The organism is Vibrio sp. 1167 (assembly GCF_033340375.1).
Classification (GTDB): Bacteria; Pseudomonadota; Gammaproteobacteria; order Enterobacterales; family Vibrionaceae; genus Vibrio; species Vibrio alginolyticus.
In genome coordinates this window covers 509,869-524,459 of record NZ_JAWOWK010000002.1, presented here as the reverse complement: position 1 = coordinate 524,459, position 14,591 = coordinate 509,869, and the positions used below count along the sequence as shown (strand labels likewise).

At 43.1% G+C, this 14,591-nt stretch carries 11 protein-coding genes; 3 read left to right on the top strand and 8 right to left on the bottom strand.

Translation table 11 applies throughout. The features are described from left to right. Positions 1-75: 75 nt before the first annotated feature. On the top strand, positions 76-1,593 hold the full coding sequence (locus tag R7Z78_RS05730) for an arylsulfatase (RefSeq protein WP_005377761.1): 1,518 nt from the start codon (positions 76-78) through the stop codon (positions 1,591-1,593). Between the two features lie 107 nt (positions 1,594-1,700). On the opposite strand, the gene R7Z78_RS05725 is transcribed toward R7Z78_RS05730, so the two are convergent. The 3 genes from R7Z78_RS05725 to R7Z78_RS05715 all read right to left on the bottom strand — a co-directional run bounded on the left by R7Z78_RS05725 (position 1,701) and on the right by R7Z78_RS05715 (position 5,338). After that, positions 1,701-2,699 (bottom strand): HAD family hydrolase, encoded by a 999-nt coding sequence (locus tag R7Z78_RS05725; RefSeq protein ID WP_054579698.1) that lies wholly within the window; start codon positions 2,697-2,699, stop codon positions 1,701-1,703. 162 nt (positions 2,700-2,861) lie between these two features. Continuing rightward, positions 2,862-3,959 carry a hypothetical protein gene (locus tag R7Z78_RS05720; RefSeq protein ID WP_065274487.1) on the bottom strand — a complete coding sequence of 366 codons (1,098 nt, stop codon included), beginning with the start codon at positions 3,957-3,959 and terminating at the stop codon, positions 2,862-2,864. A 53-nt stretch (positions 3,960-4,012) separates the two neighbouring features. Further along, positions 4,013-5,338, bottom strand: a complete 1,326-nt coding sequence (locus tag R7Z78_RS05715; protein ID WP_169644487.1) for an anaerobic sulfatase maturase — start codon at positions 5,336-5,338, stop codon at positions 4,013-4,015. Positions 5,339-5,576: 238 nt separating this feature from the next. On the opposite strand from R7Z78_RS05715, the gene R7Z78_RS05710 reads away from it, so the two are divergent. Continuing rightward, positions 5,577-6,305 (top strand): formylglycine-generating enzyme family protein, encoded by a 729-nt coding sequence (locus tag R7Z78_RS05710; protein WP_373924807.1) that lies wholly within the window; start codon positions 5,577-5,579, stop codon positions 6,303-6,305. A 46-nt stretch (positions 6,306-6,351) separates the two neighbouring features. Here R7Z78_RS05710 and R7Z78_RS05705 read toward each other — a convergent pair whose 3' ends face one another. Beyond that, entirely contained in the window at positions 6,352-8,682 is a 2,331-nt protein-coding gene (locus R7Z78_RS05705; RefSeq protein ID WP_169644486.1) for a tetratricopeptide repeat protein, read from the bottom strand. Between the two features lie 388 nt (positions 8,683-9,070). Here R7Z78_RS05705 and R7Z78_RS05700 point away from each other — a divergent pair, with 388 nt between their 5' ends. After that, on the top strand, positions 9,071-10,636 hold the full coding sequence (locus R7Z78_RS05700) for an arylsulfatase (RefSeq protein WP_005377767.1): 1,566 nt from the start codon (positions 9,071-9,073) through the stop codon (positions 10,634-10,636). Positions 10,637-10,812: 176 nt separating this feature from the next. Here the strand turns inward: R7Z78_RS05700 and R7Z78_RS05695 are convergent, their stop codons facing one another. The 4 genes from R7Z78_RS05695 to ectA form a co-directional block, all read right to left on the bottom strand. Then, positions 10,813-12,234 (bottom strand): aspartate kinase, encoded by a 1,422-nt coding sequence (locus R7Z78_RS05695; protein ID WP_005377768.1) that lies wholly within the window; start codon positions 12,232-12,234, stop codon positions 10,813-10,815. An 86-nt stretch (positions 12,235-12,320) separates the two neighbouring features. Then, positions 12,321-12,707 (bottom strand): ectoine synthase, encoded by a 387-nt coding sequence (locus R7Z78_RS05690; RefSeq protein ID WP_005377769.1) that lies wholly within the window; start codon positions 12,705-12,707, stop codon positions 12,321-12,323. A gap of 14 nt (positions 12,708-12,721) precedes the next feature. Beyond that, positions 12,722-13,987: a diaminobutyrate--2-oxoglutarate transaminase gene (ectB, locus tag R7Z78_RS05685; protein ID WP_017820939.1), complete on the bottom strand. Its 1,266-nt coding sequence runs from the start codon at positions 13,985-13,987 to the stop codon at positions 12,722-12,724. A gap of 34 nt (positions 13,988-14,021) precedes the next feature. Continuing rightward, positions 14,022-14,555: a diaminobutyrate acetyltransferase gene (gene ectA, locus R7Z78_RS05680; RefSeq protein WP_005393379.1), complete on the bottom strand. Its 534-nt coding sequence runs from the start codon at positions 14,553-14,555 to the stop codon at positions 14,022-14,024. Positions 14,556-14,591 lie beyond the last annotated feature (36 nt).

The following is a 14,591-nucleotide window of genomic DNA, read 5'->3' as shown; positions in this document are numbered from 1 at the left end:
CTCGACTTCGCCATGATGAACACAATTAGTAACGTTATATAACGATAATGGATTCATTTATCGCGGAGGATTTTCATGCGAAACTCGATTAAAAAGGTAATGGCATTGGTCGGTACATTAGCTGCGTCCACAGCCTTTGCTGCCGATAAGCCCAACATCCTTGTGTTCTGGGGTGACGATGTAGGTGTATACAACATTAGTGCGTATCACAATGGTATGATGGGAGGGAAGACTCCTAACATTGATAAAATCGCCAATGAAGGTGCCATTTTCACAGACGCTTACGCACAACAGAGTTGTACTGCCGGACGAGCCTCATTTATTCTGGGTCAACATCCGTTTCGTACCGGTCTATTGACTATTGGTATGCCCGGCGCAAAAGAGGGTATTCAATCGAAAGATCCTACTATCGCAGAGTTACTTAAAAATCACGGCTATGTGTCTGGTCAGTTTGGTAAAAACCACCTTGGTGATCAAGATGAGCACCTACCAACTAACCATGGGTTTGATGAGTTCTTTGGTAACCTATACCATTTAAACGCGGAAGAAGAGCCTGAGTCTGAGTTTTATCCAAAAGATCCAGAGTTTCGTAAAAAATTCGGACCTCGAGGCGTGTTGAAGGCGACTGCGGATGGCAAAATCGAGGACACAGGTCCCCTTACTCGTAAGCGTATGGAAAACGTAGACCGAGAGTTCATGGATGCTAGCTTGGCCTTTATGGAAAAAGCAGTAAAAGAAGACAAACCATTCTTTATTTGGCATAACTCAACCCGTATGCACGTCTGGACACATTTGAGTGAAGAATATCAAGGGAAGTCAGGTTACGGCTTATACGCCGATGGCATGATGGACCTAGATGATCAAGTAGGTGTGATGCTTGATAAACTTGAAGAGCTAGGCGTAGCAGATAACACCATTGTTGTTTTTAGTACCGATAATGGCGCTGAGAAATTTACCTGGCCAGATGGTGGTACTACACCGTTCAAGGGCGAAAAAGGTACGACTTGGGAAGGCGGATTCCGCGTTCCGATGATGGTACGCTGGCCTGGAAACATTAAACCAGGAACGGTTATCAACGATATCTTTTCACAAGAAGACTGGATGCCAACTCTACTCGCAGCTGTGGGCGAACCAGATGTGAAAGAAAAACTATTGAAGGGTCATAAAGCAGCGGGCAAAACCTTTAAAGCACATTTAGATGGCTACAACCAACTTGATCTGCTGACTGGTAAAGCTGATGAAGGCGCACGCAAAGAAATCTTTTACTTCGATGCTGGTGGTAATTTAAACGCCGTTCGTTATAAAGACTGGAAGATCCACTTCAGTATTATGGAGGGTGCCATTAATGAGGCATACCGCAAAACACCTAGTTGGCCTTTGATTGTAAACCTTCGTATGGACCCATTCGAGGTCGGTCCAGATGCAGCACTTTACGTCAGACATTTTTACGCTGATCAAATGTGGATGTTCGTTCCTGCTCAAGCTATCGTGCGTAAGTTCCTAGAGACATTTAAGGAGTTCCCTGCAACGAAAGGTAGCTCGTTAAGTATTGAAAAAGTGGTAGAAACAATGACACAGCAACCTAGAAACTAGACCCTAGGTATCGAAGCTACTGTGGAATTAACTAAGGCCTCAATTGTGAGGCCTTTTATTTCGTTGCAATTGTTTGGTTGCAGCAAGTTATGGTCAAACAAAGATTATCATTTAGTGCTCTCTTTAAACACTTGATTCCAATCTTGTTTCATATCGACAAATAGCCAACCTTGCTCTTCACCTACTTTAAACGATTTATCTAACTTACCAACATGAGAATCTTTATCATACGCCCATTCGCGCTTGTCATCCGTGTGATGGATAATCGCAGAAAATCTTGGACCTGAACCTGCTTTCGTCCACTCTAACATCTGTAAATCACCATCAGAATTACCAAACGCCATTACCGGACGTTTGCCAATGAAGTTTTGGATCGTCACAGGCTTTACTGCTTTGTCATTGACAAAGTCTATTTCCGGCATACGTTGGATGGTAGGTTTTCCATCAACACTTTGATATTCCGCCTTTAACGTCGTTCCCACGATGTTTTGCGTTGGAATGCCGTATACTTCCGGCGCCCAAACGCGCATAAATTCAATTCCGCCTCCAGAAACGATGTAGGTCTGATAGTCGTTCGCTCTTAAATAGTCGAGCAGTTCGAGCATAGGTTGATAGACCATTTCAGTGTATGGTCTACCCGTTGTTGGATGGACAGCCGTTTTCAACCATTCCTTAACTTCTTGATGAAACTGTTCAGTAGACATTCCAGAATGGGTTGCCATAACAAGCTTCATTACACCTTCGAGTCCTTGTTTACCAATCCCCTCCATGTCGCCTTTTAATGCGGAAGCAAAGGGTTCGGTTGTCTTCCAATCAGGATGCTCAGAGGCCATTTCTTTTACTCTATCGATCGCAAAAAACAACTGTAGATAAACAGGCTTTTCTGCCCAAAGTGTTCCATCATTATCAAACGTCGCGATTCGTTGGCTTTCAGGCACATAGGAATCCGAACCTTGGGTCGTTGTTTTCGTAACAAACGCCACAATAGCTTGCTTAGCGTCAGTGTTGTTCCATGACGGAAGTGGATCTTGCATATCAGCAGCAACAGCGTAACTAGACAGAGCAAAACCTGTTGCTAAGACAATCGCCTTTAACTTTATAGCCATCTTAATTCCTTATATTGAGGTGCTAGGTGCGAATCCAATCAAAAGTATAGTTCAATTGAAACAGGCGCATATTGAACTGAAATATGCAACGGCCACCAGAAAGTGACAATGTCACCAATCTAATCCACTATTTTATTAAAATAGAAACATGGAATTTAACGATTAGAGTTTAAATTCATTGGCTTCAACTGATGTAGGGGCACTTTTACGTCCCTTTTTCTGATTGAGCTCTTCAATAACATAGTCGGGAGCGACCTTCGTTAGCTCTGTTAAACAGTCATCCGTTTTAGGGTTGCCGTATCTAACATAGATGTCACACACGGCATACAATTGTTCTGGAGCACCGGATATCAAATACGCTTGCTCAAAAGCGTTGACAGACTTCTTCAAGTCTAACTCTTCTTGCAGAACACCATTTAAATACCAAAAGTAACTGTTCGTCTTTGCCATCGTCGCAGCTTTGTCTATTTCAAACGCCGCTTCTTTCTTTTTGTCTAATCTAACCAAAGCGAGAGATTTAGAATAATGCAGCGAGGCATCTTCTGAATTTAGCTTGATACCCTCGTCAAGCACGTTGATAGCTTTTTGGTCTAGCTGTTGCGCTCGGAAGTTGTCTGCATAGCTTAACCAAACTTGAGGGTTGTTTGGCTCAAGCTTAGTTAACTCTGGGTATATCAGCGCCGCTTTATCCCAATCACGATGCCAACGGTAAACGTCTGCAAGTAATAACTTGGAAACATTATCGTTCTTACTGGACAAGTGTGCTGTCAGCTCTGAAACAGGCCCTTCAAGTGACTGCTGTTGCTCTGAACTCAAATTGGCGTAATCTCGAACGAGGTTAATCGCTGCTGTAATTCGCACCATGGCGGCGTCATCACTCAATAATGGTGAAATCAAACGCCAACGGTGCTCAATCATATATGGCTGTGCTCCCACAATCGCAGCTTCGCGAATACCTGCATCTTCATCCTGCAACCCACGCGCAACTGCAACCAATGCATTTTGGCTTGGATAGTTGGCTAACTCACGTAAAGCATCAATACGTTTTTCTGAAGACAACTTTTTATTTTGCGCATCATAAGACAGCTTTTCGACTCGTTGCGCCGGTGTCATTTGAGCTTCTTGTGGAGTGACAACCGTTGTCGGCGATACCTGGTCTGGGTCTAGCAATGTTGTTTCTTGTGCCACTGCTGTTTGACTCGCAGCAATGCCGATCGAGATCACGAGTAATGATTTAGAGAGCAGCTTAATTTTTTGCATTCAATAACCTATATTCTTTTATTTCCGGGCCTGTAGCAGGCGTAGTGACTATCTTAAAACTTCGTTTCAAACACAGTCTGTGTTTGAGTAGCTTGCTGGCGTAGAATCTGGTCACTGTATTTACCGTGAACCACTGGGTTACCTGTCGCTCGTAAGATGTACGCCATCGACTGATCAACATGGGTAAAAAACTTCTTCCAACCCGCGCAGAGATAATTAAGACCAGGCTCACCTTGCCTAGTACGGATAAAACGGTTTTTGGGACATTCTCCAAAACATGCAAATTGATAATCACATTGAAGGCACTGTTGGGGCAGCGTACGACTTTTAGCAAACCCAAATTTCTGCTGCTCAGAGCTATAAGCGAGCGTATCGAGCTTTTCGTGATGAATGTTTCCAACCTTATATTCTGGGTACACGTAATGATCACACGCAAACACATCACCATTAGGCTCCATTGCTAAGCCCTTCCCGCAGATTTCACCTAACGTACACAGTGGGTTTTTTCTGCCCATCCAGGTTTCGATACTAGCTTCAAAGTACTGCACAAACACGTTGCCGATATCGTGTAAAACCCATTCATTGAAAATCGCGATCAGAAAATTTCCCCATGCTTCATCCGCAACGCAAAAAGGCTCAACAACGGCATCTTTATGACCTGGGATCAACCGTTTATCTCCTTGCTTTAGTTGCTCTTTTGGCTCCCAAGTTTGAGGGGCGGTTGTTCTGAATGTTTTCTGTTCAACTATTGGAATAAACTGCATTTGAGGGGAGCGTACTTCATCTCGCAAGAATCGGTACACTTCAAGTGGGTTACGGCCGGTCAAGTTGTTAACACAAGTGAGCGTAGCAAACTTTACTTCGTGCTTATGTAATAATTCAACCGCATTCATAACTTGCCGGAATGTGCCTCTACCAGCTCGGTTTGTTCGGTAAGCGTTGTGCATCATTTCTGGGCCATCAATGCTTAAACCGACGAGAAAGTTGTTCGCCTTTAAAAACTCACACCATTCATCGTTAAGCAGTGTGCCATTAGTCTGGAGATCATTGGAGATCGTAATGCCATCGGGACGGTATTTATTCTGTAGCTCAACAATTGTCTTGAAATAATCCAAACCTAGCATTGTCGGCTCACCCCCCTGCCAAGAGAAAATAATTTCAGGTGTATTTTGTCCCGCTATATATTGACGGATATAGGTCTCGAGCGTTTCCTCATCCATGACTGGTGAGCAGCCTGGCTTGTACTCAAGTAAATCTTGTTTGCTTAGGTAGTAACAATAGGTGCAATCGATATTGCACACTGCACCGATAGGTTTCGCCATGACATGTAATCGCTTGGATGCTTTTCCATTGAACTGCGGACCTTGAGTTATGTGCATTCATCACCTTCTTAGTTGCTAGCCTGTGCCCAACGACGTTAAGACTAATCATTAAGTTAATCGCCTAGTGTGATGATAATGTTCAATTATTCGTGGCGCTTGTTATAGTGTGTATAACTGTTTTTCATAGACTTGCCTGATAAAATTTTTTGATTATAAATGTTGATGGAGCTCCCCTATGAAGCATTCCAAAAGTAATACTCTTTACCTTGGTGCCACTATTTCGATTTCGCTAATTATGACTGGATGTGCAACAACACAACCTAGCCCTCTTGCTCAAAAAATCGATCAAGATATGGTTCTTATTGAAAGCGGACAATTTACGATGGGCTCGGATAATCCATCAGCAAATAAATCCGAGCGCCCGGCTCGCACCGTTCGCGTGGATGATTTCTATTTGGCAAAATTTGAGGTAACCCAAGAGTTATTCGAATCGGTTACAGGCTCTTCTCTGAGTTATTTTAGAAACCCAAATACGCCCGTGAATAACATTAGCTGGCAACAAGCCAATTATTTTATAAAGAAATTGAATAAAAAAACGGGAGAGCACTATCGTTTACCCACCGAAGCAGAATGGGAGTTTGCAGCGAAAGGGGGGAATCTAAGTCAAGGATTCACTTACGCGGGGTCTGATGATATTAACGACGTTGCCTGGTATGCCAGTAACTCAAACAATAAGGCACACAAGGTAGGTCAGAAAAAACCGAATGAGCTTGGCTTATACGATATGACGGGTAATGTTGGTGAGTTTGTTATTGATGCGTTTGATGAAGGCTATTACAAATCAGCACCAAGTGATAATCCGGTAAACGCAAAAGATGAAAAAGAAAGCCTGGCACACAAGTCTGTACGAGGTGGTAGCTTTGCCTATGATGCTGACGAATCCGAAAACTATCGTCGCGATTTTGCTAGCCAGTCAGTCATCATGTCCGATATGGGGCTGAGATTAGCGAAAGACGCTGATTAAACTAAGTAAGAAAAAAGTGGAGCGATAAAAGCTCCACTTTTGGTAATTAGCTCCTATTGACCCCAACAATAGAGGCTTTAAGCTGATCAATAGCTTGCTTAGGTGCATAGTGACTAAGCTCTTGTATGCACCTATCGAAAGCAAAAGCGACAGCACCTTTTTTATGATTTCTCGCTAGAACCTCGCATTGAGCAAACAAGTGTTGTGGATTGCCACCGACTTCAAATGCTGTATGCAACGCTTTACTGGCTTCTAGAACATCGCTTTTTTCTAAAGCTAGACCGTACACGTACCAATAATGCGCATTAGTTTCACCAACTTCTGCGGCGCGTCTAAGTAGCTTTTTCGCATCATCGGCTTTGCCTTGACGTAACAAAGAAAGACCTGCGCTGTATGGTAATGTGCTGGATTTAGGTTGAGCTTTCATCCCTTGTTGTAGCACCGTGAGCGCAGCTTCTTCTTTACCTAGGTGACGATACAAATCTGCTAGATTAACGTAGCTATTTTCGAAATAGGGTTCGATGCTGATCGCTTGTTTATACAGCTCGGCCGCTTTGTCGATTTCACCTAAGCTGCGGTACACATTCGCCAAATTGGTTCTTCCGAAACCACGATCGGCATTAAACTCTTGAATTTCCATGTACTCTTCTAAAGGCGATTTAATGATATCTTTTTGTAAAGGGGTCATTTGTGCGTAGTTCGCTACCAGCACCGAGGCAGCTTCCGCTCTCACTGAAAGCACCGGGTCACCAAGCAATGGCTCTAGAATCCGCCACCGATCATGAAATTCATAACCAGACGAGCCTGAAATTGCCCCTAATCGAACCATTTCATTCTCATTCTTAACGGCCCTAGCCAAAGATACTGTTGTATTTTGGTCAGTGTTGCCCCCCATTCTCTCCAGGGCTGAGGCGCGAATAATGTCTTTTAAAGACGAATCCTGAGCAGAGTATGCCAACGCATTTGCTGCTCCTTGATGACCAATTGAATCCGCATAAAATGCGACAGCAAAATGTTGTTGATTACGATACTTCGAATTCGGGTACCATTCTGCTATCTGTTCATCGGCCCATTGATTGCTTTTATCTTCATGGCATGACATGCAAACATTGGGCGTTCCAATATGTTTGCTCAAATCCGGTCGTGGAATATGCCAACTGTGGTCTCTACGAGGATCGACTTGCATGTAAGTTGTTTCTGGCATGTGACAAGTCGTACATTGCGATGCTTCAGATCCAACCTTATGAAAGGTATGCTTTTCAGGTGTATATTCCGATGCAATATGGCATTGCGAACATACTGCCTCTTCTGGGATCGTTAACTCTGCCGTGTGTGGATCATGGCAATTAGTGCACGTGACCCCTTTCTCCGCCATTTCAGATTGAAGAAACGAACCATAAACATAATCTTCGTCGTAAATCTGTCCATCATGATAGTAGAGTTCAGGTGTTATAAGACTTAAGCGATATTTATCAAAAAAGGAACCTTTAACATGATCACCTGTTTCATTTAACTGGGTTCGGCGACTATGGCATTGAGCGCATGTTTGCACTTGATTGGTTGCTTCAATTGATTTCGGCTGTAACGTACTATGGCCTTCCTCAAACACCCAATCCGACACTGCTTTAGACAAATTTCGATCAAAGCCATAATGGCTGTCATGCTCAAAAGAAGTGCCAGCATTTTTGTATTTCTTGGCCAGTTCTATGTGCTGACTAGCGGGACCATGGCATGCTTCGCATCCCACATTAATCTCTGACCATGAGCTGTTGTAAGTGTTTTTGTCAGCGTCGTAATTCTTCTTTAGGTTCGTTGAATGGCAATCAGCACACATGAAGTTCCAATTTTGCCCGGTATTGGTCCAATAGAATTCATCCGTTGTTGTCGTTTCTGGATAAAGATGAAACCAACGCTGTCCCCCTTCAACTTTAGCTCTTGTGTCCCAAGCAAAAGGAATAAGCTGCACGCGGCCATCTTCAAACTCGACCATGTACTGCTGTAATGGCTCCCAGCCAAATGTATAGCTGATCTTATAGTCATGCCATTGCCCGTCAGCACCTTGAATATTGACCCAAAATTCGTCGCCTTTTTTAAAAAAACGATTAGGCATTCCTTTGTGCGTTACAACATGGTTATCAAAATCACCACGTACAGAGGTTGTACTTGCATGCTTCATGGCCATATCGTGATGTGACCCTTTCCAGGCCGCTACCTCGTTTTGGTGGCAATCTATACAAGCTTGTGTGCCAGCATATTCCGGATTTAAGCCTGAAGGAATATTTGGTTTCTCTGTTAATAACTCTTGAGAAAAAGCCATAAAACTGACAACAACGTTGACCAGCAATAAAATGCGAAACCGGCCTGCCCACTGACTCATAGATATCCTTATATTTATAATGTACAACCTAAATCAATATAGACACTAAATCACTGGTTATACAAATAATTACAAGCAATACATAACGACTTTAGTATTGCTTTAGGACCGTAAAACAAGCGAGCATCCTATTGTTTTTCATTTCCATCCCCTCTTCTACTACGCAATAAAAATAAGGCTCTTAAGTGATCTAAATCTACTTTACGAATCTCTACAAACTAACAGAACAATCCTATTTCTTCTTAATTAACAAATAGTTACAACCTAGCAATAACTTATGGTTATATCGAGTATAAGAGGATTTTTCTATATACATCATTAACTTATGCAGCAACTAAGCATAAGGCTCACTTGTGCTTATCTTTACTCTCAACAATCTGGAGTTTTTATGGCAAATCAATTGAGCAAAATCGCTGTGGGCGCAGGACTGTTAGCGGCGTCCAGTGCTGCTATGGCAGCCGACAAACCGAATATTCTGGCAATTTTTGGTGACGATATCGGCTACTGGAATATCAGCGCATACAACCAAGGTATGATGAGTTACAAAACGCCAAACATCGACCGTATCGCGAATGAAGGTGCATTGTTCACAGATCACTACGGACAACAGTCTTGTACTGCTGGTCGCGCGGCCTTTATTACGGGTGAAGAGCCATTTCGTACGGGTTTGTTAACAATTGGTATGCCAGGCTCTGACCACGGCATACCTGATTGGGCGCCAACCATTGCAGATCTGTTAAAAGAACAAGGTTACATGACGGGTCAATTTGGTAAAAACCACTTAGGTGACCAAGATAAGCACTTACCGACAAAACACGGCTTTGACGAATTCTTCGGTAACTTATATCACCTAAACGCAGAAGAAGAACCTGAAACTTATTACTACCCTAAAGACCCAGAGTTTCGTAAAAACTATGGCCCTCGTGGTGTCATTAAGTCTTATGCCGACGGTAAGATTGAAGACACTGGCCCGATGACACGAAAACGTATGGAGCACGCAGATGAAGAGTTCCTAGAGAGCTCTTTGGCATTTATGGAAAAAGCAGTTAAGGCGGATAAACCCTTCTTTATTTGGCATAACGCCACTCGTATGCACGTTTGGACTCGCTTGCAGGAAAAATACCAAGGTAAATCAGGTGTAAGCATTTATGCCGATGGTATGCTGGAACATGATGATCATGTAGGTGTTTTACTCGACAAGCTGGATGAGCTAGGTGTTGCAGACAACACTATCGTTATCTACTCAACGGACAACGGCGCAGAAACCATGACTTGGCCAGATGGTGGCGCAACACCATTCCATGGTGAAAAAGGTACAACTTGGGAAGGCGGTATGCGTGTTCCTCAACTGGTTCGTTGGCCAGGCGTCATTAAGCCAGGAACCAAGATCAATGAAATGATGGCACACCAAGACTGGTTGCCTACATTATTGGCAGCTGCTGGCGTACCTGATGTAAAAGAAAAACTGGCAGAAGGCTACAAAGCAAATGGCAAAGAGTGGCGTGTACATTTAGATGGTTATAACTTCATGCCATACTTTGAAGGTAAGGAAGAAAAAGGCCCTCGTGAGTCGCTGCTTTACTTTACGTCTAATGGTGAATTAAACGCTGTCCGCTGGAATGACTGGAAACTTCACTTTGCAACGCTTGAAGGGAACCTAAGTAACGCAGTTCGTTTTGCTCCGAACTGGCCTAAAATCATCCACCTACGCGCTGACCCATTCGAAAAAGGCCCAAGCGAATCACAAATGTACTTGCGTTGGATGGCTGACAACATGTGGCTATTTGTACCTGTTCAAGACGTTGTGGGAGAGTTCTTTAAAACACTTCCAGAATACCCAATGCAACGTGGCACAGCGATGAACCCTGCTTCACTAAACTACGACTCTCTAAAAATGCAAGAGAAGCTGCAGCAACTAGACAAAGTTGAACAAGAAATCAGCAAGTTTAAGTAAACTAAGTTAACGTTAGTTAATCAGTAACATTAAGCCAGCAGACCATTCTGCTGGCTTATGTGTATCGCCACATAGGAACTTACTTAAATCGTCTGTTTAGACTATGCAAAAGTACAAACTGAAAAACAAAAAAGGAGAGCTAACCTGCTCTCCTTTGTATTTTAACCGTGGATAAACTAAGCCACATTAACCGATTTAGCTAAACTGCTACTTTGGAAAAACTCATCATGCAATGCGCAAATCGCGTGCTGGTATTCCTTATCACCGACAACAAATTGAACATTTACATTTCTCAATGATGAGTGCAGTGCAACTGGCGTAACGCCATTATTCATCAATGCAAGCACACCTTTCGCCAACGTCTTGTTGGTATCAATTTGAGAACCGATGGCTGAGATAAGCGCGACCATACGACCTTTAATCGAGGCATTCGGATAACGTTTCTCGGCTTTATACAATACTTTGTTTAAGCTATCTGTACTGCCACCTAGATAGTAAGTAATAGAGTTAGCGTTCATCTCTTTACCAACCAAACTTACACGAGCATCGGAGATGATTTCCATCAATTCGTAACTAACGTTATCGGCTTTTCCTACCATTGCTTGGTCAAACAAATGCAGTGCAAATACTTTCTCTTTACCTGCGATGATCTCGACTTTGTCTTCTTCTGGGCGGTAGCTTGAAGAGATCAAAGTACCTTCGTGTTCAGGTTCGAATGTATTTTTAATCTGTAGCTCAATACCACTTTCACGCAAACCCGCAGCGGCATTTGGGTGAATCGCTTCCATGCCAAGGTTGGCAAGTTGGTCTGCTACGTCATAGTTTGTACTACCAATTGGTAATACTTTTTCAGGGCCAACAACGCGTGGGTCCGCTGAGCTCAAGTGGTACTCTTTGTGAATTACTGCTAAATCCGCTTTTGTTATTGCTGCAATTCGGCTAAATGTCATCTCACTATAACCTCGGTCATAAGTGTGCATTAGGCCCTCTTTACAGTAAGCATAACCTGTCACGATTGGCAGTTCTTTTGATACATCGATATCAGCAAACGCGTCACTGATCGACTCATCAAGGCTTCTTGGCGCTTGATTATCCCAACCAGACAGGTCAACGAACTTAGCGTTAATACCCATATTTTTTAGTTTTAGTGCTGTGTTGTAAGCACTATGTGCCTCACCGATAGACGAGAGAAACTCTCGAATTTGAGGCAAGTACTGGCGCAACGAAAATTGACCGTACTGACAGGTTTCTAAAATATTCGCGATACAGTTTTTCGCTTCAGCAATGCGGGAGCGAATGAATTTATCCGCACGGATACGATTCATTGGGTCCGCAAAAATATTTTCATTGGTCAGCAACATACGGCTTTCAACGTACGCTAACGCTTCTTCCCATTTGTCGTCGCGTTTCGCGATAAGCTGATAAACGCCTGGTTTACTGGTTTTTTTACACTCAAGCAGCGCATCGGTCATACCACCGTATGCAGATACGACAAAAATACGATTGTATGGCGTTTTGGGACGAAGAATAATATTGTCGAGAACAGCATCAAATGCTGTCATTGATGTACCGCCGATTTTTTCTACGGTAAATGTCATGATAAGCCTTTTTTGATTGGTAACTTTAAAAAGAAAAAAGAAGAGATAGTAAAGTGTGGGGTGGCAAAGCACCCCACCATCATCTTTTAGTCAACGAGAGGATAAACACCGTTTTCATCGTGCACTTCAGCGCCAGTAATCGGTGGGTTAAACACACACGCCATTACCATTTCTTTATTCTTATAAGCTCTCAAGTAGTGCTCATCGTGTTTATCAAGGATGTATAATGTACCTGGTTTGATTGGGTACGTTTCTCCACCTACAACTTCAATCTCACCTTCACCACTCATACAAAACACCGATTCAAGGTGGTTTTGATAGTGAATATGAGTTTCTGTATCTTCATAAATCGTTGTGATGTGGAAAGAGAAACCCATGTTGTCGTCTTTCAACAACATGCGGACACTTTCCCAGTTATCTGAAACAACACGTCGTTCGCTGTTGCGGCATTCATCTAGAGTTCTGACGATCATAATTAAAATCCTTATTAAGATGCTTGTTTGAAATGTTTCGCAGCGATAGTCTCTACTGCATTTTCAAAGATGCTTAGTCCTTGATCTAGCTCTGATTCGCTGATGGTTAGTGGACAGAAGAACTTCACAACTTCATCGTCTGGACCCGCTGTCTCTATCACCATTCCATTCTCGAAACAGTTTTTCGCAATTTCAGATGCCATGTCACCATTGATACATTCAATACCAACCATCATGCCGCGGCCTTTTTTCTGCACAAACATTTGTGGAAAGCGACGAACACAACGGTCAATAACAGCACTTACCTTGTCTGAACACTGCTTGATGTGTGTTTCAAAATCATCGTTTGCCCAGTAAATTTCTAGTGCTTTTGCAGCAGTAATAAAGGCGTGATTATTGCCACGGAACGTACCGTTATGCTCGCCTGGCTTCCACTGGTCAAGCTCAGGCTTAAGTAATACGACAGCCATCGGCAAACCGTAACCACCGATCGACTTCGATAGCGTCACGATATCCGGTTGGATACCAGACGGCTCGAAACTAAAGAAAGTACCGGTACGTCCGCAACCTGCTTGAATGTCATCGACAATCACAAGAATGTCATTGGCTTTACAGATTTTGCTCAAACGTTGTAACCACTCGTTTGAAGCAGCATTTAAACCACCTTCACCCTGCACAGTTTCAAGAAGTACAGCGGCTGGTTTATCCATACCTGCAGAGTTATCATTTAGCATGGTTTCGAACAGCGCGAGACCATCTACGCCAGCGTAACCTTCAAATGGAATACGAGTGACGTTACTTAGACTAGAACCGTTACCTTGTCTGTGATGCTGGTTACCCGTTGCAGCCAGTGCGCCAGCAGTACAACCATGGAAACCGTTAGTAAACGCAACGACGCTGTCGCGGCCTTTTACTTTTTTAGCCAGCTTCAATGCCGCCTCAACAGCGTTAGTGCCTGTTGGGCCCGTAAACTGAACCTTGTAATCCAAGTTTCTTGGTTTAAGGATGTAAGTATCCAACGCTTCCAGAAACGATGCTTTCGCTTCTGAGTGCATATCCAAACCGTGAGTAATACCGTCCATTTCAATGTACTCAAGCAACGCTTGTTTTAGTACTGGATTGTTATGGCCATAATTTAGAGATCCCGCTCCAGCAAGGAAGTCTAAGTATCGTTCACCTTGTTCTGTTTCTAGCCAGCAGCCTTTCGCTTTACGAAAAACGACCGGGAAATTGTTTGAATATGAGCGTACGTTGGATTCCTGCTTTTTGAAAATATCCATGATGAGACCGTTTTTAATTCCTATTGTTTGAGGATTATTTGAGAGGAATGCGATACAAATATTCTGTATCGTGTTTGCCTTTAAAGTGGGCTTCTTCATCCAAAAATGTGCTTACTTGGCCAGAATTGCCGTTCATCGCATCTAACTTTTTGAACAGTGCCCAAGAGGCTTTATTATCTTCCGTGATGGTAGTTTCTACCGATTTAACACCGCCTAATTCCTCTCGGGTGAGAAGTTCTTTCAACATGCGGAATGCTAAACCATGACCTCTAAAGCGAGGTGAGACTGCAACTTGCCAGACAAATAAAACGTCTTGCTCGTCTGGTTTCTGATAACCGGAAATGAAACCTGCGATTTCGCCTTTTTGCTCAACCAAAATACTGGTTTTGCTGAAATGCGTAGACTGTAGGAAATTGCAATAAGATGAGTTCATGTCCAATGGAGGACAGTCTGCAATCAAGCTGTAAATGTCGTCACCATCAGAGATTTTAGGTTCACGAAAAATCCATTTTTTACTTGAGTCTTCTCCAATCTCTGGATAAAGGACCCAAGGTGCTGATGTGATCATGTGAAAATACATATCCTTTGAGGTCTAATTAAATTT

Excerpts from the sequence above, each read along its gene's own strand:
- R7Z78_RS05730 (WP_005377761.1), top strand. The coding sequence starts at position 76 with ATGCGAAACTCGATTAAAAAGGTAATGGCATTGGTCGGTACATTAGCT.
- R7Z78_RS05725 (WP_054579698.1), bottom strand. The coding sequence starts at position 2,699 with ATGGCTATAAAGTTAAAGGCGATTGTCTTAGCAACAGGTTTTGCTCTG.
- R7Z78_RS05720 (WP_065274487.1), bottom strand. The coding sequence starts at position 3,959 with ATGCAAAAAATTAAGCTGCTCTCTAAATCATTACTCGTGATCTCGATC.
- R7Z78_RS05715 (WP_169644487.1), bottom strand. The coding sequence starts at position 5,338 with ATGCACATAACTCAAGGTCCGCAGTTCAATGGAAAAGCATCCAAGCGA.
- R7Z78_RS05710 (WP_373924807.1), top strand. The coding sequence starts at position 5,577 with ATGACTGGATGTGCAACAACACAACCTAGCCCTCTTGCTCAAAAAATC.
- R7Z78_RS05705 (WP_169644486.1), bottom strand. The coding sequence starts at position 8,682 with ATGAGTCAGTGGGCAGGCCGGTTTCGCATTTTATTGCTGGTCAACGTT.
- R7Z78_RS05700 (WP_005377767.1), top strand. The coding sequence starts at position 9,071 with ATGGCAAATCAATTGAGCAAAATCGCTGTGGGCGCAGGACTGTTAGCG.
- R7Z78_RS05695 (WP_005377768.1), bottom strand. The coding sequence starts at position 12,234 with ATGACATTTACCGTAGAAAAAATCGGCGGTACATCAATGACAGCATTT.
- R7Z78_RS05690 (WP_005377769.1), bottom strand. The coding sequence starts at position 12,707 with ATGATCGTCAGAACTCTAGATGAATGCCGCAACAGCGAACGACGTGTT.
- ectB (WP_017820939.1), bottom strand. The coding sequence starts at position 13,987 with ATGGATATTTTCAAAAAGCAGGAATCCAACGTACGCTCATATTCAAAC.
- ectA (WP_005393379.1), bottom strand. The coding sequence starts at position 14,555 with ATGATCACATCAGCACCTTGGGTCCTTTATCCAGAGATTGGAGAAGAC.